22 protein-coding genes and 1 pseudogene are annotated in these 19,561 nt (G+C 72.8%); 14 read left to right on the plus strand and 9 right to left on the minus strand.

Annotation, left to right across the window (positions count from 1 at the left end):
* Window positions 1-122: 122 nt before the first annotated feature.
* The 3 genes from ADY59_RS12745 to ADY59_RS12755 are packed head-to-tail and all read right to left on the minus strand — an operon-like array spanning window position 123 to window position 1,440.
* Window positions 123-584 carry a Clp protease N-terminal domain-containing protein gene (locus ADY59_RS12745; RefSeq protein ID WP_049561845.1) on the minus strand — a complete coding sequence of 154 codons (462 nt, stop codon included), beginning with the start codon at window positions 582-584 and terminating at the stop codon, window positions 123-125.
* Window positions 581-796 (minus strand): hypothetical protein, encoded by a 216-nt coding sequence (locus tag ADY59_RS12750; protein ID WP_049561848.1) that lies wholly within the window; start codon window positions 794-796, stop codon window positions 581-583. Before ADY59_RS12750 ends, ADY59_RS12745 begins: the two co-directional genes overlap by 4 nt.
* Before the next feature lie 17 nt (window positions 797-813).
* Window positions 814-1,440, minus strand: a complete 627-nt coding sequence (locus ADY59_RS12755) for a TetR/AcrR family transcriptional regulator (RefSeq protein WP_049561908.1) — start codon at window positions 1,438-1,440, stop codon at window positions 814-816.
* Between the two features lie 111 nt (window positions 1,441-1,551).
* On the opposite strand from ADY59_RS12755, the gene ADY59_RS12760 reads away from it, so the two are divergent.
* The 5 genes from ADY59_RS12760 to ADY59_RS12780 all read left to right on the plus strand — a co-directional run bounded on the left by ADY59_RS12760 (window position 1,552) and on the right by ADY59_RS12780 (window position 5,608).
* Window positions 1,552-2,760 (plus strand): NAD(P)/FAD-dependent oxidoreductase, encoded by a 1,209-nt coding sequence (locus ADY59_RS12760; RefSeq protein WP_049561851.1) that lies wholly within the window; start codon window positions 1,552-1,554, stop codon window positions 2,758-2,760.
* A 44-nt stretch (window positions 2,761-2,804) separates the two neighbouring features.
* Entirely contained in the window at window positions 2,805-4,016 is a 1,212-nt protein-coding gene (locus ADY59_RS12765) for a cytochrome P450 (protein ID WP_049561854.1), read from the plus strand.
* Window positions 4,017-4,035: 19 nt separating this feature from the next.
* Window positions 4,036-4,230, plus strand: coding sequence for a ferredoxin (locus ADY59_RS12770; protein ID WP_049561855.1), 195 nt, complete (start codon window positions 4,036-4,038; stop codon window positions 4,228-4,230).
* Window positions 4,231-4,357: 127 nt separating this feature from the next.
* Entirely contained in the window at window positions 4,358-5,332 is a 975-nt protein-coding gene (locus ADY59_RS12775; protein ID WP_049561856.1) for an aldo/keto reductase, read from the plus strand.
* A 75-nt stretch (window positions 5,333-5,407) separates the two neighbouring features.
* Complete coding sequence (locus ADY59_RS12780; protein WP_049561857.1) at window positions 5,408-5,608, plus strand: hypothetical protein; 201 nt, start codon at window positions 5,408-5,410, stop codon at window positions 5,606-5,608.
* Window positions 5,609-5,626: 18 nt separating this feature from the next.
* Here the strand turns inward: ADY59_RS12780 and ADY59_RS12785 are convergent, their stop codons facing one another.
* Window positions 5,627-6,562: a LysR family transcriptional regulator gene (locus ADY59_RS12785; protein ID WP_231618686.1), complete on the minus strand. Its 936-nt coding sequence runs from the start codon at window positions 6,560-6,562 to the stop codon at window positions 5,627-5,629.
* A 56-nt stretch (window positions 6,563-6,618) separates the two neighbouring features.
* On the opposite strand from ADY59_RS12785, the gene ADY59_RS12790 reads away from it, so the two are divergent.
* Window positions 6,619-7,122 (plus strand): nuclear transport factor 2 family protein, encoded by a 504-nt coding sequence (locus ADY59_RS12790; protein ID WP_049561858.1) that lies wholly within the window; start codon window positions 6,619-6,621, stop codon window positions 7,120-7,122.
* A gap of 29 nt (window positions 7,123-7,151) precedes the next feature.
* Window positions 7,152-8,465: an FAD-binding oxidoreductase gene (locus ADY59_RS12795; protein ID WP_049561860.1), complete on the plus strand. Its 1,314-nt coding sequence runs from the start codon at window positions 7,152-7,154 to the stop codon at window positions 8,463-8,465.
* Window positions 8,466-8,549: 84 nt separating this feature from the next.
* Here the strand turns inward: ADY59_RS12795 and ADY59_RS12800 are convergent, their stop codons facing one another.
* Complete coding sequence (locus ADY59_RS12800) at window positions 8,550-9,992, minus strand: MDR family MFS transporter (RefSeq protein ID WP_231618687.1); 1,443 nt, start codon at window positions 9,990-9,992, stop codon at window positions 8,550-8,552.
* A gap of 55 nt (window positions 9,993-10,047) precedes the next feature.
* Between ADY59_RS12800 and ADY59_RS12805 the strand changes: the two genes are divergently transcribed.
* Window positions 10,048-10,575: a PadR family transcriptional regulator gene (locus ADY59_RS12805; RefSeq protein WP_049561864.1), complete on the plus strand. Its 528-nt coding sequence runs from the start codon at window positions 10,048-10,050 to the stop codon at window positions 10,573-10,575.
* On the opposite strand, the gene ADY59_RS12810 is transcribed toward ADY59_RS12805, so the two are convergent.
* Complete coding sequence (locus ADY59_RS12810; protein WP_049561865.1) at window positions 10,563-11,198, minus strand: GntR family transcriptional regulator; 636 nt, start codon at window positions 11,196-11,198, stop codon at window positions 10,563-10,565. The genes ADY59_RS12805 and ADY59_RS12810 overlap by 13 nt on opposite strands.
* Window positions 11,199-11,216: 18 nt before the next feature.
* On the opposite strand from ADY59_RS12810, the gene aceE reads away from it, so the two are divergent.
* Together aceE and ADY59_RS12820 are read left to right on the plus strand one after the other, a co-directional pair.
* Entirely contained in the window at window positions 11,217-13,667 is a 2,451-nt protein-coding gene (gene aceE, locus ADY59_RS12815; protein WP_053174709.1) for a pyruvate dehydrogenase (acetyl-transferring), homodimeric type, read from the plus strand.
* Window positions 13,668-13,752: 85 nt separating this feature from the next.
* Window positions 13,753-13,983, plus strand: coding sequence for a hypothetical protein (locus ADY59_RS12820; RefSeq protein WP_197093583.1), 231 nt, complete (start codon window positions 13,753-13,755; stop codon window positions 13,981-13,983).
* Here ADY59_RS12820 and ADY59_RS12825 read toward each other — a convergent pair.
* The 3 genes from ADY59_RS12825 to ADY59_RS12835 form a co-directional block, all read right to left on the minus strand.
* Entirely contained in the window at window positions 13,934-15,139 is a 1,206-nt protein-coding gene (locus tag ADY59_RS12825) for a PP2C family protein-serine/threonine phosphatase (protein ID WP_231618689.1), read from the minus strand. The genes ADY59_RS12820 and ADY59_RS12825 overlap by 50 nt on opposite strands.
* A gap of 5 nt (window positions 15,140-15,144) precedes the next feature.
* Window positions 15,145-15,744 (minus strand): Dps family protein, encoded by a 600-nt coding sequence (locus tag ADY59_RS12830; protein ID WP_049561868.1) that lies wholly within the window; start codon window positions 15,742-15,744, stop codon window positions 15,145-15,147.
* A 100-nt stretch (window positions 15,745-15,844) separates the two neighbouring features.
* Window positions 15,845-16,423 carry a helix-turn-helix domain-containing protein gene (locus ADY59_RS12835; RefSeq protein ID WP_049561870.1) on the minus strand — a complete coding sequence of 193 codons (579 nt, stop codon included), beginning with the start codon at window positions 16,421-16,423 and terminating at the stop codon, window positions 15,845-15,847.
* 48 nt (window positions 16,424-16,471) lie between these two features.
* Here ADY59_RS12835 and ADY59_RS12840 point away from each other — a divergent pair, with 48 nt between their 5' ends.
* The 4 genes and pseudogenes from ADY59_RS12840 to ADY59_RS53340 all read left to right on the plus strand — a co-directional run.
* The gene (locus tag ADY59_RS12840; RefSeq protein WP_049561871.1) at window positions 16,472-17,290 is read left to right on the plus strand and encodes a class I SAM-dependent methyltransferase; all 819 of its coding nucleotides are present in this window, start codon (window positions 16,472-16,474) and stop codon (window positions 17,288-17,290) included.
* Window positions 17,291-17,401: 111 nt separating this feature from the next.
* Window positions 17,402-18,787, plus strand: coding sequence for a family 2B encapsulin nanocompartment shell protein (locus ADY59_RS12845; protein WP_049561873.1), 1,386 nt, complete (start codon window positions 17,402-17,404; stop codon window positions 18,785-18,787).
* 172 nt (window positions 18,788-18,959) lie between these two features.
* A complete protein-coding gene (locus ADY59_RS12850) occupies window positions 18,960-19,313 on the plus strand; it encodes a YciI family protein (protein ID WP_049561875.1) in 354 nt (117 codons plus the stop codon).
* Window positions 19,310-19,522: pseudogene (locus tag ADY59_RS53340) on the plus strand (sigma factor); the annotation flags it as partial. The gene ADY59_RS12850 and the pseudogene ADY59_RS53340, both read left to right, overlap by 4 nt.
* Window positions 19,523-19,561: the final 39 nt, after the last annotated feature.

Below are 19,561 nucleotides of genomic sequence, written 5' to 3' on the forward strand. Positions count from 1 at the left end.
GAGGGAGGCTGCATGTGTAGCGACGCCCTTCCGACGAGCCGGACTCTAAGATCCATCGAGCCCGGCGCGATCTCAAGCGCACGCCGGATACGGGTGTCCGAGTTGCCGGAATAGACGCGTTCCTACTGGCCGGGGAGCTCGCTCCGCACGCGCTCGACGAGCTCGGCCCGGTCTACCCCGGCCAGGGCGAGGGCGCGCGGCACCGTGCCGACCTCGGCCTGCAGGATGCCGATCAGCAGGTGGCCCGGCCGCAGGTCCTTCTTGCGGTGCGAGCGCACCATCCGGTCCAGGGCCACCTTGACCGAGGCGCCCAGTTGCGGGCGGCGCGAGAGGTCGGGGGTCGCCGGCGGCAGGTCGAAGGCGGCGGTCGTCACCCCGGCCACGCCCAGGCTGTGCTCGAACTCCCGGCGCAGGGCGTCCTTCAGCGCCTCGTAGCCGAGGCCGGCCGACGTCAGCGCCGGCTCGTGCCCGGCGGCGACGGCCAGCAGCAGGTGGTGTGCCTCGATCGTGGCCGAGGCGTCCCGCGCGGCCTCGTGCCCGGCCCGCTCCAGGACCTCGTGGAGGTAGGCGTCGAACTGGCTCATCCCCGCCTCCGCAGCGTCACTCCGGCGGCGATGAGCCGCTTGGCGTGCTTCTTGTGAACCGCCTGGCGCGTGACGGCCAGCGCCTCGGCCACCTGCGGCCAGCTCCAGCCGGCCCGCATCGCCTGCTCGACGGCGGAGTCCTCCAACTGGTCGGCCAGGCGGCGCAGCGCGGCCACGGCCGCCAGCGCGTCCGCCGGATCTTCGCTCGGCATGCGGGCAAGCCTAGCAACTAGAGTTGCTTATGGACGCCGGCGTGATAGAGGGCGTTGAAGAGCGGCCACGTCAGGGCGGCCATCTCGGCCGGCGACCGCGGGCAGCCGCGCTGGAGCCAGTCGGCGGCCACGCCGATGATCGCGCCTCCGGTGAAGGCGGCCGGCACGTCGTGCGGGATGTCCAGCAGCGCCTCGGCGCGGCCGGGCAGGCCCGCGTTCTCCCGCATCCGGTCGTGGACGGCCACGGTGATGCGGCGGCGGATGTGGTCGGCGACGCGCGCGCTCCCCTGCGGCCCCAGCAGGCTCCGATAGAGCCCGGCGTGCCCGGCGAGGCTGGCGAAGAACGCCTCCAGCGACCGGGTCACCTCCAGCGCCATGTCGGCGGAGTCGGGGGCGGGGCCGGGCAGGGACTCGATCAGGTCGTCGATCATCGCCGTGCAGGCGGCCTCGGCCAGTTCGTGCACGTCACGGTAGTGGTCGTAGAAGGTCGAGCGGCTCACCCCGGCGTCCTCGGCGACGTCGGCGACGCTGATCCGCGACAGATCCCGCTCCTCGACGAGCTGCATGAGCGCGCGCGCCAGGGCCGCGTGGGTGCGGCGGACGCGCCGGTCACCCGCCGTGGTGCTGTTTCTGCTAGTGGCCACGCGTTTCACCCTACCGTCTGCCTACATCTGTACGGTTTCCTACACGTGTAGGGTAATCTGGCGACGGAAGGGAGCACGACACATGCGGACACTTCATCTGGGTGGCGCCTGGTGACCTCACCGGACAGCGTGCTGATCGTCGGCGCGTCGGCCGCCGGCCTGAGCACCGCGGAGGCACTGCGCCGGCACGGCTACCAGGGCCGGCTGACGCTGCTGGACGCCGGCCCCCATCTGCCCTACGACCGGCCGCCGCTGTCGAAGCAGGTCCTGGCCGGCGCGTGGGAGCCGGCCCGCGTCCAGCTCCGCGACCCGGCGCGGCTGGAGGCGCTGCAGGCGGAGTTCGCGCTGGACGAGCCCGCCGTGGCGCTCGACGCGGCGGCCCGGGCGGTCACCACCGGCTCCGGCCGGGTGCTGCGCGCCGACGCCCTCGTCATCGCCACCGGCCTCACTCCGTGCCGGCTCCCCGGCCAGGACGGCCTGGCGGGCGTGCACGTGCTGCGCACCCTGGACGACGCGCTCGCGCTGCGCCGCGACCTGACCGCCGGGCGGCGGCTCGTGGTCGTCGGCGAGGGCGTGCTGGGCGCGGAGGTCGCGGCCACCGCCCGCGCGCTGGGCCTGGACGTGACCCTCGCCGGCATGGGCCGGACCCCGCTGGGCGAGCAGCTCGGCGACGTGATCGGCGAGCTGCTGTCGCGGACGCACGGCGAGCGCGGCGTCCGGCTGCGGCTCGGCGTCACCGTCGAGGAACTGACCGGCGCCGGCGGGCAGGTCACGGGCGTCCGGCTGGCCGGCGGCGAGCTGCTGGCCGCCGACGTGGTCGTGGTCGCCGTCGGCTCCCGCCCCGCGACCGGCTGGCTGGAGGGCAGCGACCTCCCCGGCCTCCCAGGCCTCCCCGGCCTCACCCCGGGCGGCGGGGTGGCGTGCGACTCGCGCTGCCGCGCCGCCGAAGGGATCTACGCCGTCGGCGACGTGGCCTCCTGGCAGCACGAGGGGCTCGGCAGGCGGCTGCGCCTGGAGAACCGCACCAACGCCACCGAACAGGCCCAGGCGGTGGCGGCCAACATCCTCGGCGCGGACCGCCCGTACACGCCGATCCCCTATTTCTGGACCGACCAGTACGACGTCAAGATCCAGGCTCACGGGCTGCCGTCACCGGCGGCGGAGCTGACCGTCGTCGACGGCGACCCGGAGGAGCGCCGCTTCACCGCCCTCTACCGCGAGGGCGGCCGGGTCACCGGCGTGATCGGCTGGAACATGCCCAAGCAGGCGCGCGTCCTGAGGCAGCAGGCCCTCGGCGCCCAGTCGCTCGCGTCCGCGTGACCTCGTCCGCAGGCGATCAATCACCAGTTCAGAGGAGATGCCGAATGAGCGTCAACGAGCAGGTCCTGCGCTACCCCATCCCCGCCGACGCGGCGCTCGACCCGCCCGCGGAGTGGGCGGAGCTGCGCGGGAAGTGCCCGGTGGCCCACGTGAAGCTGCCCAGCGGCGACGCGGCCACGCTGCTGACCCGCTACGCCGACGTCAAGGAGGTGCTCGCCGACCCGCGCTTCACCCGCCAGCTCACCGCGCCCGACGCGGCCCGGCTGACGGCGGAGGGCGGCGGCGTGTTCAGCAGCGAGATGGCGACGATCATCCCTGACGGCGGCGAGGAGCACCAGCACTGGCGGCGCCTGGTCGGCAAGTGGTTCACCGCCAAGCGGATGTCGGCCCTGCGGCCGTCGATGGCGAGGATCGCCGAGGATCTCGTCGACGAGATGGTCGCGGGCGGCGCCCCGGGCGACCTCAAGGCGAGCCTCGGCTTCCCGCTGCCGGTGTACGTCATCTGCGACATGCTCGGCGTGCCGGCGGAGGACCGCGACCGGTTCTCATACTGGTCCGACACGCTGCTCAACCTCACCCGTTACGGCAAGGAGGAGATCGAGGCCGCGCAGGCCGCGTTCTTCCAGTACATGTCCGACCTGCTGGCCGGCAAGCGCGCCGAGCCGGGCGACGACCTGCTGAGCGAGCTGATCGCGGCGGGCGGCCCCGAGGAGGGCGGGCTGTCCGACCTGCAGATCCTGGTCACCGGCATGGGCCTGCTGGTCGCCGGGCACGAGACCACCGCCAACATGATCGGCAAGATGGTCTCCATGCTGCTGGCCGAGCGCGGCCGGTGGGAGAGCCTGCTGGCCGACCCGAAGCTCATCCGCACCGCCGTGGAGGAGACGCTGCGCCTCGACGCCAACTCCGGCTTCGGCCTGCCCCGCTACCTGCGCGAGGAGACCGAGGTCAGCGGCACGGTCCTGCCGCGCGGCACCACCGTCGTGTGCAGCATGGCCGCGGCCAACCGCGACGAGAGCGCGTTCGAGGCCGCCGCCGAGATGGACCTGACCCGCAGCCCCAACCCGCACCTGGCCTTCGGCGCCGGCGCGCACTCCTGCCTCGGCCAGGCGCTGGCCCGCACCGAGCTGCAGGTCGTCCTGGAGGTGCTGCTGCGCAAGCTCCCGACCCTGGAGCTGGCCGTGCCCGTCGAGGAGCTGGAGCGGGTGGAGGGGCTGGCCGTCGGCGGTCTGCGCACGGTCCCGGTCCGCTGGTAACCGCAGAGGAGACATCGCCATGAAGATCATCATCGATGAGGACAAGTGCTGCGGCGCCGGTCAGTGCGTGCTGATCGCGCCGGAGGTGTTCGACCAGCGTGACGACGACGGCATCGCCGTCCTGCTCCAGGCCGAGCCGGACGCCGGGCAGCACGACGCGGTTCGCGAGGCCGCCGCGGTCTGCCCCGGCGCGGCCATCGAGCTGAGCGACTGAGACGAGGGCTCCCGTACGTCACGGCCCCCGTGACGTACGGGAGACGCGCGATCCACCCGATACGGTGACTCACCAGGGCACGACATGACATGTCACCCATCCTGTTGATCACGTTGGAAGGTGCATCGTGGACTACGAACGCCAGCCGTACCGAAGGTGTGGCCGCAGCGGCCTCCTGCTTCCCGCCGTGTCGCTCGGCCTGTGGCACAACTTCGGCGCCGGCAAGCCGCTCGACGGGCAGCGCGCGATCCTGCACAAGGCCCTTGACCTGGGCATCACGCACTTCGACATCGCCGACCGCTACGGCCCGCCGCTGGGCGCCGCCGAGTCCGCGTTCGGCCGGCTGCTGCCGCGCTCGCTGCGCGACGAGGTCGTGGTCACCACGAAGGGCAGCAACCCCATGTGGGACGGCCCTTATGGCAAGGGCAACTCGCGCAAGCACCTGCTCGCCACCCTGGACCGCTCGCTGGCCAGGCTTGAGCTCGATTTCGTCGACATCTTCTACCTGCACCGGGACGATCCGGACACTCCGCTGGAGGAGCAGGTGGCGACGCTCGACCACCTGGTCCGCACCGGGCGCGCGCTGTACGTGGGCGTCTCCAACTTCTCCCCGCAGCGCACCGCGGAGGCCGCCCGGCTGCTGCGCGAGCTCGGCACCCCGCTCCTGGTGCACCAGCCGTCCTACTCCCTGCTCAACCGGGGCATCGAGGAGTCGCTGCTGGGCGTGCTGGAGGAGCACGGGGTCGGCTGCGTGGTCTACTCGCCGCTGGCGCAGGGGCTGCTGACCGACCGGTATCTCGACGGCATCCCCGCCGACTCGCGCGCCGCCGAGGGCCGCTTCCTGACGGCGGACCGGGTGACGCCGCAGGTACTGGCGTTCGTCCGGGCGCTGGCCGGGCTGGCCGGGGCGCGCGGGCAGTCGGTGGCCCAGCTCGCCCTCGCCTGGGCGCTGCGCGACTCGCGCGTCACGTCGGTGCTGGTGGGCGCTTCCAGCCCCGAGCAGCTGGAGGCGAACGTGGCCGCCGTGGACCGCCTGGACTTCACCGCCGACGAGCTGGCCGCCATCGACGCCGCCGCCAAGGAGGCGGGCCTGGCCGGCTAATGTCGCGCCTTTGTGGTTCGGTCGAACCACAAAGGGTGTTATGGTTCGGACGAACCATAACGGAGGAGGCGCGACATGAGACACGTGGCCATGCTCGTCATCGGCATGATCCTGCTGGTGCTGGGCGCCCAGGGAGGCATCCGGCTGCTGGCCGACCGGGACGACGCCGGGTTGCTCCACTGGGTGCCGGGCGGGTTCGCGGTGTGGCTGACCTGCTACGTGGTGGCCGCCGTCGCCGGAGCGCTGCTGGCGGCCCGGGCCAGGAAGAACACATGACCGCTCGGCGGCCGGGCGCTACGGCTCCCGGAGCAGGTCGTGCGCGGCCTGGGCGAAGGCGCGGACCCGGGCGGTGGCCGCCTCCGTGCGCCACAGGCCCCACTCGACGGGCGGGGCGTCCTCGAACGGGACGTAGGCGACGTCCGGGCGGGCGTGATAGCGCCTGGTCTGGGCGCCCACCGGGAAGACGCCCTGCCCGGCGCCGATGAGCGTGAGGATCTCCTGGAAGGTCGCGCCCACGGGGCCCGCCTCGATCGGCCGCCCCGACGGGGTCCGGCGCGGGGTGCGGTCGGCCCGGATGGACGCGGGCAGCGTCTCCGGCATCCGCAGCACCGTGGCGCGGGCCAGGTCCTCGACCGAGACCGACTCCCGCCGGGCGAAGGGATGACCGGCGGGCACGGCCAGCATGCGGGCCTCGCGCACCAGCACGGGCCCGCTGACGATGCCCGGCTCCGGCGCGGGGACGTGGGCCAGGAGCTGGGCCAGCACGAGGTCGGCCACGCCGTCGCGGAGCCACGGCACGACGTCCGCGATCTGCGCCTCGCGGAGCCGCACGTCGCAGTCGGGATACCGCTCGCGGAACAGCTCCGTCGCGCCGACGAGCAACTGGCCGGCCGCCGGGCCGGTGAAGGCGACGTTCAGCGTGCCGGTGACGCCCCGGCCGGACTCGACGGCGCGCTCGAAGGCGTCGCCGATCCGGGTCCAGGCGGGCCGGACCTCCTCGTACAGCCGCCGCCCCACCGCCGACAGCGCCACCCGGCGGCTGGTCCGCTCGAACAGCGGGACACCGGCGCGGCGTTCGAGCTTGGCGATGGTCTGGCTGATCCGGGACGTGGAGACGTGCAGCCGCTCGGCGGTCCTGCCGAAGTGCAGTTCCTCGGCCAGCGTGAGGAACGCCTCCAGCTCGTGCCGCTCCAGCATGCCGCCCCCCCACATCGTTAACCCTGGCTTCACGATCCTTGCACAGACGCTCGTTGATCACGACTTCGGACGGCGCGAGGCTGGACCCCATGAACGTCACCCACCCGCACGCCCTGTCGGCCGCCGCTCCCGCCGCCGTCACCCGGGAGCTCAGGGACCGCGCCGAGATCGTCGACGCGCTGTACCGGTTCGGGCTCGGCCAGGACCTGAAGGACGCCGATCTGTTCGCCTCCGCCTTCGCCGCCGACGCCGAGCTGGACTTCCGCCCGGCCGCCGCCAAGTGGGGGTCGAAGCCTCCGCTGATGGCCGGGCGGGACACCATCGTCACCACCATCCTCGCCCTGTTCGCCGGCCGGGTCACGACCACGCACCAGGTCACCAACCCGCGCGTCGCGATCGACGGCGACACCGCCCGGCTCACCGCGCTGGTCGAGGCCCAGCACCTGCTCACCGCCGACCGCGCCACGTACGCCCTGCTGAAGAACCTCTACGACGCCGACCTCGTACGTGACGGCGACCGCTGGGTCATGCGCCGCGTCCGCATCGACAACGCCTGGTTCACCGGCGACCCCAACGCGATCTTCAACGCCTGATCCCCACCACCTGATTTCGGAGACGGACGATGACACACACTCTCGACGACCTGCGCGCCCTCGTACGCGGACGCGTCCTGCTGCCCGGCGACGCCGGCTTCGACCCGGCCCGCCGGCCCTGGAACCTGGCCGTCGAACAGCACGCGGCGGCCGTGGTCGAAGCGGCCGACGCCGCCGACGCCGCGGCGCTGGTCAAGTACGCCGGCGCCCGCGGGCTGAGCGTCTTCCCGCAGCCCAGCGGCCACGGCGCGACCGGCGACCTGGCCGGCGCGATCCTGCTGCGCACCGGACAGCTCGGCGAGGTGCGCGTGGACCCCGCCGCCCGCACCGCCCGCGTGGGAGCGGGGGCGCCCTGGGGCCGGGTCCAGGAGGCCGCCGCCGAGCACGGCCTGACCGGGCTCGCGGGCAGCTCCCCGGCCGTGACCGTGACCGGTTACACGCTCGGCGGCGGGCTCAGCTGGTTCGGCCGCGCGCACGGGTGGGCCGCCGACAGCGTCGTCGCCTTCGACGTCGTCGACGCCGAAGGCGGGCCGGCCCGGGTGACCGCGGACTCCGATCCTGACCTGTTCTGGGCGCTGCGCGGCGGCGGCGGCGACTTCGCGCTCGTCACGGCGGTCGAGTTCCGGCTGTACCCGGCTGCCGCGCTGTTCGGCGGGCGCATGCTGTGGCCCGCCGATCGGGCGCCGGCGGTGCTGGCGGCCTTCCGGAGCATCACCGCGCACGCTCCCGGCGAGCTGACCCTGTGGCTGGACCTGCTGCGCTTCCCCGGCTCGGCCCCGCTGGTGGCGGTGGACGCCACCTACCTGGGCGACGAGGCCGGCGGGCGGGCGCTGGGCGCCCCGCTGGACGGCATCGGCGGGCTGATCTCCGACAGCCGGGGCGTCATGCCGCCGTCCGCCCTGGGGTCCATCACCGCCGAGCCCACCGATCCCGGGCCGGGGCTGTCGCGCGGCGAGCTGCTCACCGGGCTGGACGACACCGCCGCCGGGATCCTGCTGTCGAGGCCCATCGACCCGCTGCTCAGCGTGCAGGTCCGGCATCTCGGCGGCGCCCTGGCCCGGCCCTCCTCCGGTCCGCACGGCGCGCTGGCCGAGCCCTACAGCCTCTACCTGTTCGGCGTGCCGTCCACGCCGCCGGTCGCCGCCGCCATCAGGGACAGGCAGCGCGACCTCGCCGGGGCCCTCGCGCCGTACGTCAGCGGGCGCAAGCCGTACACCTACCTGGCGCCCGGCGAGAGCGCGTCCTCGGCCTTCGCCCCCGAGGTCCTGGACCGGCTGCGGGCCCTCAAGCGCGAACGCGACCCCCGCGCCGTGTTCCGCAGCAACTTCCCGGTGCTGGCCTGAGGTTCCCGCCCCCGATCCATCGCGTTGCGGCCCCGGCGCGATCGGCCGAGGTGGACGGCGAGCAGGCGGGGCTGACCGGCTCGGTCAAGCCAGGGCGGCCTCGCTCCGCCCGGGTGCGTCCGTCGTCACGAGCCTGCCGCCGCGCAGGGCCAGGATGGCGGCCAGCGCGACGACCGCGCCGGTGACGCCCAGCAGGGGGATGACGACGGCGGCCGCCTCGGCGTGGGCGGCGGCGGGCCCGTGCAGCGGCGCCTCCTCGGTGATCACCGAGGTGTAGGCGGTGCCCGCGACGGCCAGCGCGAGCGAGCCGCCGATCTGCCGGAAGAACGTCAGGTTGGCCGAGGCCATGCCGATGTGCTGCGGCGGCACGGCCTGCTGGGCGGCCACGGTGAGCCCGGACAGCATCGGGCCCATGCCGAGCCCGATCAGCACCATCCACCCGGCCAGGAGCCAGCCCGAGGTGCCGGGCGTCAGGTTCGCGCAGAGCCAGCTGCCCGCGACGAGCAGGAACGGGGCCACGCCCAGCCAGGGCTTGAGCAGGCCGGTGCGGCTCATCAGTGCCCCCATGACGACGCTGCCGAGGACCATGGCCATGGTGAGCGGGTAGATCCGCATCCCGGACTCGGTCGCGCTGACCCCGAGGGCCTCCTGGAAGTAGCGGGGCAGGAACACCACGCCGGCGTACATGCAGAACGCGGTGCAGAAGGAGATCACCATCACCAGCGTGTAGTTGCGGTTGGCGAACAGGTGCAGGGGCATGATCGGATGCTCGGCCCGCCGCTCCACCAGCACGAACACCACGAGCAGGACCAGCGCGGCCAGGATCGGGAGCACGACCGGCGCGCTCGTCCAGGTGTTGCCGTCGATGCCCTTCCCGGTCAGCCCCACGAGCAGGGCGCTGATCGCCACGGTGAAGACCGCGATGCCCGGGTAGTCGGGGCGGACGCCGCCGGTGCCCGGCAGCCGGGGCAGCCGCAGGACGACGATCGCCATCAGCGCGAGGCCGAGCGGCACGTTCACCAGGAAGGCCCAGCGCCAGCTCGCCTGGTCGGTGAAGATCCCGCCGATGAACGGGCCGGCCAGGAAGCTCAGCGCCATCACCCCGCCGAGCGCGCCCTGCACGCGGGAGCTGCGGTCCGGCGGGAACAGGTCGAGCACGAGAGCGAGCGAGAGCGGCATCAGCGCGCCCGCGCCGAGACCCTGCACCGCGCGGAAGGCGATGAGCTGCGGCATGTCCTGCGCCACGCCGCACAGCACGGACCCGGCGACGAACAGGGCCATGCCGATGAGCAGCAGCGGCTTCCTGCCGTGCTGGTCGGAGAGCCTGCCGTACAGCGGCACGGTCACCGTGGACGTCAGCAGGTAGGCGGTGATCACCCAGGTGTACAGGGTGGTGCCGCCCAGTTCGGAGGTGATCCGCGGCAGCGCGGTGCCCACGATCGTCTGGTCGAGCATCGCCAGGAACATGCCGCCGATCACGGCGACCAGGAGCAGCCCGTTCCCCCGGGACTTCATGTCAGCATTCACCGGTGAAGAGTCACATGTAAGTCTTGACATGTCAATACTCATATATGCTGAATCCATGTCCCTACGGATCGCGCTACTCGGGCTGCTGGACGCGACGGGCCCGGCGAGCGGCTACGACCTGGCCAAGGCGTTCGAGAAGTCGCTCAACCACGTCTGGCAGGCCGGCCACACCCAGATCTACCCGGAACTGGTGAAGATGGCCGAGGACGGCCTGGTGGAGGTCGAGTCGGAGGGCGCGCGCGGGCGCAAGATCTACGCGATCACGCCCGAGGGGGCGGCGCGGCTGCACGAGTGGCTGGTCGGGCACGAACCGTCCGTGGTGATCCGCAGCGAGACGGCGCTCCAGGCGTTCCTGCTCTCGCTCCTGGACGTCGACGACGCGATCGCGGTGGTGAGGCGGATCAAGGCCGACGCCGAGTCGCGGCTCGCGGGGCTGGAATGCCTGGGCTCCCCCGGGTCGGAGCTGTTCACCGGGCGCTTCGCCCTGGACCTCGGGCTCCGGCAGGCGCGGGCGATGGTCGACTGGGCGGAGGCGACGCTGGCGGTGCTAGGCGAGAGGAAGGCGTCTCTTCAGGGGGCGTAGCCGAGCACGTGGTCGTGCAGCAGGCGGCCGACGTCCGGGTCGCCGCGGCGGAAGGCCTCGACGATGGGCCCGTGATCGGCCGCGTTCTCGTGCAGCCGCACCCTGAACAGGCGGATCGACAGGTGGGTCCACACCTCGATGCCCAGCGACTCCCACACCGACACCAGCACGGCGTTGCCGGAGGCGGCGACGATCTCGCGGTGGAAGGCGATGCTGTGCCGCACCTGGCCGGCGAGTGAGCCGGCCGCCGCCGCCTCGTGCAGCCGCGCCAGGTGAAGCTCCAGGACGTCGGGGTCGGGGCTGCCCAGGGCGGCGGCCTTCTCCTCCAGGCAGGCCCTGACCTGGTAGACCTCGCGCAGGTCGGCGGCGGTGAAGGCGCGCACCCGGGCGCCCCTGTTGGGCTCCGACTCGATCAGCCGCAGCGCCTCCAGCTCGCGCAGCGCCTCGCGGACCGGGGCCTGGCTGACCTCCAGCTCGGCCGCGACGCGGCGCTCGACGATGCGGTCGCCGGGCTCCCAGCGGCCGTCGATCAGGCCGTCCAGCAGCACCTGGCGGATCTCGTCGCGCAGCGGCGAGCGTTCGACGGGTTTCACACCCCCACTATAGGCAGGATGATCGATCATAGGGTGTTTAATGGAGTTATGGAGAAAGATCTGGACCCTCAGGAGACCGCGGAGTGGCTGGAGTCGCTGGAGGCGGTGCGCCGGATCGCCGGTGACGAGCGCGCCGGCTTCCTGCTGCGCAGGCTCGCCACCGGCACGCGCCCGCTCAACACCGTGCCCGCCGCCGAGGAGCCCGCCTACCCGGGCGACCTGGAGCTGGAGGAGCGCATCGCGGCCTACGACCGGTGGAACGCGGCCGCCATGGTCACCCGGGGCAGCGTGCTCGGCCTGGGCGGTCACATGGCCACCTACGCCTCGGCCGCCTGGCTGTACGAGGTCGGGTTCAACCACTTCTTCCACGGCGCCGACGACCAGGTCTACTTCCAGGGCCACGCCTCCCCGGGCGTCTACGCGCGCGCGTTCCTGGAAGGGCGGCTGAGCGAGACGCAGCTCGACCTGTTCAGGCGGGAGACCGCCGGCGGCCTGCCGTCCTACCCGCACCCGCGCGCGATGCCGGACTTCTGGCAGTTCCCCACGGTGTCGATGGGCCTGGGCCCGCTCAACGCCGTCTACCAGGCCAGGTTCAACCGCTACCTGCACAACCGGGGCATCAAGGACACCTCGCGGAGCCACGTGTGGGCCTTCCTCGGCGACGGGGAGATGGACGAGCCGGAGGCCACGGCCGCGCTCACGCTGGCCGCGCGCGAAGGGCTGGACAACCTCACCTTCGTGATCAACTGCAACCTGCAGCGGCTCGACGGGCCCGTACGCGGCAACACCAGCGTCGTGCAGGAGCTGGAGAGCGTCTTCCGGGGCGCCGGCTGGCACGTGGTCAAGGCGCTGTGGGGCCGCGACTGGGACGGGCTGCTCGGCTCGGACGAGCTGGTCGCCAGGCTGTCCGCCGTGCCGGACGGCCAGTTCCAGACGTACGCCGCCTCGACGGGCGCGTACATCAGGCAGAGCCTGTTCGCCGGGCTGGAGGGCGTCGCCGCGCCGTACACCGACGAGCGGCTGCGCGCGATCGTCGGCGGGTCTCGGGCCGGGCACGAGCCGCGCAAGGTGCACGCCGCCTACCGGCGGGCGCTCGACCACCGCGGCGGGCCCACGGTGGTGCTGGTCCAGACGGTGAAGGGCTGGACGCTCGGCGCCGGGGTGGAGGCGCGCAACGCCAACCACCAGATGAAGAAGCTCACCCAGGACGAGTTCGCCGCCATGCGTGACCGGCTCGGCCTGCCCGTCCCGGACGAGGCGCTGAGCGGCGACCTGCCGCCGTACCTGCACCCGGGGCCGGACTCGGCCGAGGCCCGCTACCTGGCGGAGCGGCGGGCCGCGCTCGGCGGCCCGATCCCCCGGCGGACCGTCTCCTACCAGCCCCTCCCCCAGCCACCCGAGCGGCCCTTCCTGGCGGCGGCCAGGGGTGGCGGGCGGATCGCCACCACGATGGCGTTCGTACGCCTGGTCAAGGAGCTGATGAAGGACCCGGGGACCGGCCGCCGGTGGGTGCCGATCGTGCCCGACGAGGCCAGGACGTTCGGCATGGAGTCGCTCTTCCCCACCGCGAAGATCTACTCGCCGCTCGGCCAGCGCTACGACGCGGTGGACCGGGAGCTGCTGCTGGCCTACAAGGAGGCGGTCGACGGGCAGATCCTCATCGAGGGCATCACCGAGGCCGGGTCGATGGCGTCGTTCACCGCCGCCGCCTCCAGCTACGCCACCCACGGCGAGGCGATGATCCCGTTCTACATCTTCTACTCGATGTTCGGCTGGCAGCGGACCGGCGACCAGATGTGGGCGCTGGCCGACCAGCTCGGCCGCGGCTTCCTCATCGGCGCGACCGCCGGCCGCACCACGATGACCGGCGAGGGGCTCCAGCACGCCGACGGTCACTCGCAGCTGCTCGCCTCCGCCAACCCGGCGTGCCTCGCGTACGACCCCGCGTTCGGCTACGAGGTGGCCGTGATCGTCCGGGAGGGCCTGCGCAGGATGTACGGGCCGGCGGGCGAGAACGTGTTCTACTATCTGACGCTCTACAACGAGCCGCTGCCCCAGCCGGCGATGCCGGAGGGCGTCGAGGAGGGCATCCTCAAGGGCATCTACCGCTGCTCCGAGGGCGGCGGCCAGGCGCACCTGCTGGCCAGCGGCACCGCCATCCACTGGGCGCTGGAGGCGCAGCGGCTGCTCCGGGAGGAGTACGGCCTGGGGGTGGACGTGTGGTCGGTCACGTCCTGGAGCGAACTGCGCCGCGACGCCATGGCCGGTGACGGCGTGCCGTACCTGCGGCGGGCGCTGGCCGGCACGGAGGGGCCGGTGATCGCGGTGAGCGACTGGATGCGGGCCGTGCCCGACCAGATCCATCCGTGGGTCGGCCGTCCGTGGACCTCGCTCGGCACCGACGGGTTCGGCCTGTCCGACACCCGCGAGGCCGCGCGGGAGCACTTCGGGGTGAGCCCCCGCGCGATCGCGGACGCGGTGATCAAAGCCGTGGAGTGAAGCCCGCCCCTTCCGGTCGCCCGCCCGGCGCGACCTCACCGCCCTGGCCGAGCTGTTCACCGGCGACGTCCGGCTGTACAGCCCGGTGAAGTTCACCCCCTTCGAGGGCAAGGCCATGGTCCTCGGCCTGTTCGGCGTCCTGATCCGCACGTTCGCGGACTTCCGCTACACCGGGCGCCTCGACGGGGTCGCCGAGACCGGCAGGCGGATCCACGGCATGGACCCCCTGCAGCTCGACGAGGCCGGGCTGGTCGCCGTCGGCCTCGTCACAGCGCGAGCCGCTGATGCTGCTGGGTGCGCCACTCGACCAGCATGACCGTGGCGTCGTCCTGGAGGTGGCCGTTCTGGTGGTCCAGGATCGCCTGGATCAGGCGGCGCAGCGTCTCGGGGGCGGTCACGCCGTCGGCCTCGTGACGGATGATGAAGTCGACGAAGCGCTCCAGGCCGAACACCTCACCCAGGGGGCTCTTGGCCTCGACGATGCCGTCGGTGTAGAAGACCAGCCGGTCGCCGGGTTCGAGCCGGTAGCGGGACGGGCCGGCGTCCGCGCCCAGCCGGAAGCCCATGGGAGGGTCGGGCAGCGTCTCCAGGGTGGCCTCGACCCGCCCGCCGCGCAGCACCATGGGCGGGTGGTGGCCCCGGTTGACCCAGGTCAGCTCGCCGGTCCCGGTGTCGAGGGCGGCCAGGATGCCGGTGGCGAACCGGGTGCGGCCGAACTGGTCGGCGATCGCCGCGTCGATCGACTCGGCGGCGGCGAACAGGTCGGCGTCCTGGCGGCGGTTGTTGCGGTAGGAGCCCATGGCGATCGTCGCGGTCAGGCCGGCGGAGGTGTCGTGGCCCATCGCGTCGAAGACGGCCAGGTGCAGGGTGTCGCCGGTGACGGCGTAGTCGAAGGCGTCCCCGCCGACGACGTAGGCGGGCTCCAGCGCCGCGCTGACCACGACCCGCTCGTTGGCGAAGGCCCTGATCGGCAGCAGGCTCCACAGCACCTCGGCGGACAACTCCATCGGCTGCCTGCGGATCAGGCAGGCGTAGGTGTCGCTGGCCTGCCGCTTGCTCACCAGCAGCACGGCGAGCAGGGAGGCGAGCCGCAGCACGCGCCGCTCGGCGACGTCGTCGAGCCGCAGCACGGTCAGGCCGAGCACGCCGATGCGTTCGGTGCCGTCCAGCAGCGGCGCCCACACCCGCTCACCGGGCCCCGAGACGCCCGAGCGGACGAGCTCCACACTGCGGAAGGCCAGGCCCGCCTCGCTGTCGTCGATGCGCTCCGGCTCCAGCGGAGCCCCCGACGGGTCGCGCTGGCCGGGCAGCGGCACGAGAAGGCGCTGCTGCAGATCCGTCACGTAGATGGCCGTGGCGGTGAACCCGGCCGGCGCGGCGTGCATGGCGACCTGGCCCGGGAGGTCCTCCAGCGAGGTCACGTGGTCGCCGAGCACCAGGCCGCCCAGCATCTCCTCCCCCTCGGCGCCCACCCGGGTCAGTCTCCCGGCGGCTCGACCAGCGGGGTGTCGACCAGATGCTCGATCAGGAACCAGGTCTGCAACTCGCCGGTGCGGATGACGTCGGAGACGAGCAGGTCGTTGGTGCCGTCGTCGCCCATCTCGGCCGTCCGGGCGGCCGCGTCGTGGGCGGCGACGAGGATCGTCTCGTGCGCCTCGATCAGGCGGGTCAGCATCGCGGGCACCTCTTCGGCGCCGTTCGGCGGGCGCGGCACCACGGTGATCTCGGCGACGTGGCGCGGATCGCCGACGGCGACGCCGCCGAGCGTCTGCACGCGTTCGGCGATCAGGTCGACCAGCTTGATCTGCTCTTCGGCGTGCTTGTCCAGCAGCAGGTGGAGCTGGTAGAAGGTGGGGCCGCGCATCAGCCAGTGGTGCTTCTTGTACAGCGCGTACAGGATCTGGGTGTCGGCCAGGATCTGATTGAGCCGTTCGCAGGAGTACATGCGCGCGTCACGCGACAGGCCGAGCGGGAACATCCGCACCGTGCCGTACTCCTGGATCTGCACCCCGTTCAGGTGCGGCCACGGCTGGCTGTCGGCTCTTCTGCCGGTCTTCGCCGAGCGTTTGGCGGCCAAAGCGTCCTCCTTGATCACGTAACGGGGACCTCGCTGCAGGTGAAGGTTCCCGGTGCCGCACCAAGCGAGCGCCACGGCCGTCCGCGCATCAGGACAAGATTCACGCCGTCGGGCGCAGGTGGGTGCGTTGCCCGTCGTGGTCGAAGATGGCCAGGATCTCCGCCGGGCCGCCGTGGGCGCCGAGGGCGTGCGGCACCATCGTGGAGAACTCGGCCGCCTGGCCGGCCTCGACCAGGATGGTCCGCTCGCCGAGCAGCAGCATGACGGTGCCCGACAGGACGGTGAACCAGTCCCTGCCCGGGTGGACGCCCATCTCCTCGGTGCCGCGCGGGGGCGGCGGCTTGGTGATGCGCATCTTGGCCACGGTCACGCCGTGCGGCCCCGGCTCGCGGGTCAGCATCCAGGCGGTCACGCCGTGCGCCTCGTCACGCCGGGGCCTGATCACCACGTCCTCGTCGGCGGCGGACTCGGCGAGCTGGTCGAGGGTGGTGCCCAGCGCTCGGGCGATGGAGACGAGCTGGTCGAGGCTGATGCGCCGGTGGCCGGTCTCGATCCGGCTCAGCGTGGACGGGCTCAGGTAGCAGCGCGCGGCCAGGTCGTCGAGCGACCAGCCGCGGGCCAGGCGCAGCCCTCTGATCCGCTGGCGGATGAGCTGGTCGAGGTCTTCCTCTTGCTTCATACGCAAGACCTTATGTCAGCAGCGCAAGGAGCGCATAGGGTCGGGGGCATGGCGAACCACCACGAACACGCGAACGACTCCATGACCGAACTCCTCGACCTCGACGCCGAGGTCCTGCGCTCCCACCTGTCCGATGTGACCGGCTGGGTCGGCGAGCTGACCGCCGGGCGGCCGCCCCGGCGGATCCTCGACCTGGGCAGCGGCACCGGCACCGGCTCCTTCGCCCTGCTGGAACGCTTCCCCGGCGCCGAGGCGGTCGCGCTGGACGTGTCGGAGCAGATGCTGCACCGCGTCCGCGACGAGGCGCGCGAGCGCGGGCTGGCCGATCAGATCAGCACCGTCCAGGCGGATCTGGACACGGATCCGGAGACGGCGTGGCCGCGGATCGGCGCCGTCGACCTGGTGTGGGCGTCGGCGTCGCTGCATCATCTGGCCGACCCCCACCGCGTCCTGACCGAGGTCCACGCCGCGCTGCGGCCCGGCGGGCTGCTGGTCGCCGTGGAGATGGACGGCTTCCCGCGTTTCCTGCCCGGCGAGCACTCGGCGCTGGAGGAGCGCTGCCACGCGCTCCTGGACCGCCGGCGGGCCGCCGCCCTGCCGCATTTCGGCGACGACTGGGCGCCCCGCCTGGCCAAGGCGGGTTTCACCGTCGAGGCGGAGCGGGTCTTCGACATCCACCTGACGTCCCCGCTGCCGGCCCCCGCCGGCCGCTACGCCGAACTGTCGCTCGGGCGCATGAGGCACGGCCTGGCCGAACAGCTGGACGCCGGCGACCTGGCCGCGCTCGACAGCCTCCTGGAAGGGGTCGCGCGGCGCCACGACCTGACCGTCCGCACCACCAGGACCGTGTGGGCGGCCAGACGCTAGACCGTCGTTGCCGGCCGCCACGGTTACCTCGCCACCGGGAGACTCTACAGATCGTGTCTGAATGATTACTTTCGGTGAGCGACTCGTCTGGATCGGTGATTGCGAGGAACCATGCCCACGGAGCCGCGGCTGAGCCTGGAAACCCAGGCCGCGCGCAACCTGGCCACGACGACCAAGACCCGTCCGCAGATGCGGGCGATCACCTCCCGCTGGCTGCTGCGCCGGCTGCCGTGGGTGGACGTGGCCGGGGGCACGTACCGGGTCAACCGCCGGCTGACGCACGCCGTCGGGCGCGGGCGCGTGGGCATCACGCACACCGGCGCGGACGACGTACGGATCATCCCGGAGACGCTCACCGAGATCCCGGTGCTGCGCGGCTTCGGCGACGACGGCGTGCTGGCGACGATCGCCGCGACGTTCCGGCAGCGTGAGGTGCGGGCCGGGGAGGTCGTCGTCGAGGCGGGCGCGCCCGTCACCGAGATCTACGTGATCGCGCACGGCCGCCTGGACCGGCTCTCCACCGGCCCCTACGGCGACGCCCAGCACCGGGGGGTGATCGCCGACGGTGACCAGTTCGGCGACGAGCTGCTCAGCCAGGACGACGCGCGCTGGCCGTGCACGATCAGGGCGGCCACGCCGGTGACGCTCATGGTGTCGCGGCGGACGGACCTGCGGCGGATCTCCGGCCGCTCGGCCGCGCTGCGCGAGCACGTCGAACGCTACGCGGAGGGCGCCCGCAGGCCGGTCAACCGCCGCGGCGAGGCGGCGCTGGACATCTCGGCCGGTCACACGGGCGAGCCGGCGCTCGGCGGCACGTTCGTCGACTACGAGCTGCGGCCCCGCGAGTACGAGCTGAGCGTGTCGCAGACGATCCTGCGCGTCCACACCCGGGTCGCCGACCTCTACAACGAGCCGATGAACCAGCTGCGGGAGCAGCTCCGGCTGACCGTTCACGAGATCCGCGAGCGCCAGGAGTGGGAGCTGCTCAACAACCGCGAGTTCGGGCTGCTGCACGCCGCCGACTACGGGCAGCGGATCCGGCCCCGGTCGGGGCCGCCCACCCCGGACGACCTGGACGACCTGATCAGCATGCGCCGCAGGACGCGCCTGCTGCTGGCCCACCCCAGCGCGATCGCCGCGTTCTTCCGCGAGTGCAACAGGCGCGGCCTGGTCCCCGGCAGCACCGACGTCGACGGCCACGTGGTGTCCACCTGGCGCGGCGTCCCGATCTTCCCGTGCCACAACATCCCGGTCACCGGGCACGGGACCAGCTCGATCCTGGCCATGCGCACGGGCGAGGACGACCAAGGGGTCGTCGGCCTGCACCAGGTCGGCATCCCGGACGAGCACGAGCCCGGGCTGAACGTCCGCTTCATGGGCATCGATTCGCAGGCGGTGATGTCCTACCTGGTCAGCGCCTACTACTCGGTGGCGGTCCTGGTCCCCGACGCGGTCGGCGTCCTGGAGGACGCCGACATCGCCGCCGGCCCTGCCTGAGCGGCTCGCACGAGGTAGCGCGGCCACGGACGGCCCGCCCAGCACCCTGCCCATCGCCGCCGACGTCGGCGGGCGGATTCAGGTGCCGTGCGAAACATTCCGGTCCCGATGTCGAAAATGGGCGTGTGGCGGAGTCATCACCCACGACGACATCCGGAGAAGGGATACCGACATGGAGTACGCGCTGCTGATCTACGGTGACGAGAAGGCGTGGGAGTCGCGCGACGAGGCCGGGATTCGCGAGAACGTCGCCCGGCACGAGCGTTTCATGACCCTGCTCGCGGAGCGGGACGCGATGCGCGGCGGCAAGGAGCTGGCGCCGTCGGGCTCGGCGACGACGCTGCGACGGCGGGGCGACGACGTGAGCGTCACCGACGGCCCGTTCGCCGAGACGGCCGAGGTGCTCGGCGGCTTCTACCTGATCGAGGCGGCCGACCTGGACGCCGCGATCGAGCTGGCCAGGGAGCTGCCCGAGGGTGTGGTGGAGATCCGGCCGATCGTGCCGCCGAGGAAGAGCGGCAGCTGAACGCCGCCGACGAGGTCGAGCGGGCGTACCGGGAGCACTGGTCGCGCCTGCTCGCGCTGCTGCTCACCCGGCTGCGCCGGTTCGACGTCGCCGAGGACGGCCTGCAGGACGCGTTCGTCTCGGCGGCCCGGACCTGGCCGGAGCAGGGGGTCCCGGACCGTCCGGCGGCGTGGCTGACGGTCGCGCATCGCCGCGCGCTGGACAGGATCCGCCGTGAGGACAACGACCGCCGGCGGCTGCCGCTGCTG

This window comes from Nonomuraea sp. SBT364, assembly GCF_001083785.1.
Classification (GTDB): Bacteria; Actinomycetota; Actinomycetes; order Streptosporangiales; family Streptosporangiaceae; genus Nonomuraea.

Bases quoted from the DNA above. Each gene is read 5' to 3' on its own strand.
- ADY59_RS12745 (WP_049561845.1), bottom strand. From the start codon at position 584: ATGAGCCAGTTCGACGCCTACCTCCACGAGGTCCTGGAGCGGGCCGGG.
- ADY59_RS12750 (WP_049561848.1), bottom strand. From the start codon at position 796: ATGCCGAGCGAAGATCCGGCGGACGCGCTGGCGGCCGTGGCCGCGCTG.
- ADY59_RS12765 (WP_049561854.1), top strand. From the start codon at position 2,805: ATGAGCGTCAACGAGCAGGTCCTGCGCTACCCCATCCCCGCCGACGCG.
- ADY59_RS12770 (WP_049561855.1), top strand. From the start codon at position 4,036: ATGAAGATCATCATCGATGAGGACAAGTGCTGCGGCGCCGGTCAGTGC.
- ADY59_RS12780 (WP_049561857.1), top strand. From the start codon at position 5,408: ATGAGACACGTGGCCATGCTCGTCATCGGCATGATCCTGCTGGTGCTG.
- ADY59_RS12790 (WP_049561858.1), top strand. From the start codon at position 6,619: ATGAACGTCACCCACCCGCACGCCCTGTCGGCCGCCGCTCCCGCCGCC.
- ADY59_RS12795 (WP_049561860.1), top strand. From the start codon at position 7,152: ATGACACACACTCTCGACGACCTGCGCGCCCTCGTACGCGGACGCGTC.
- ADY59_RS12805 (WP_049561864.1), top strand. From the start codon at position 10,048: ATGTCCCTACGGATCGCGCTACTCGGGCTGCTGGACGCGACGGGCCCG.
- ADY59_RS12810 (WP_049561865.1), bottom strand. From the start codon at position 11,198: ATGATCGATCATCCTGCCTATAGTGGGGGTGTGAAACCCGTCGAACGC.
- aceE (WP_053174709.1), top strand. From the start codon at position 11,217: ATGGAGAAAGATCTGGACCCTCAGGAGACCGCGGAGTGGCTGGAGTCG.
- ADY59_RS12835 (WP_049561870.1), bottom strand. From the start codon at position 16,423: ATGAAGCAAGAGGAAGACCTCGACCAGCTCATCCGCCAGCGGATCAGA.
- ADY59_RS12840 (WP_049561871.1), top strand. From the start codon at position 16,472: ATGGCGAACCACCACGAACACGCGAACGACTCCATGACCGAACTCCTC.
- ADY59_RS12845 (WP_049561873.1), top strand. From the start codon at position 17,402: ATGCCCACGGAGCCGCGGCTGAGCCTGGAAACCCAGGCCGCGCGCAAC.
- ADY59_RS12850 (WP_049561875.1), top strand. From the start codon at position 18,960: ATGGAGTACGCGCTGCTGATCTACGGTGACGAGAAGGCGTGGGAGTCG.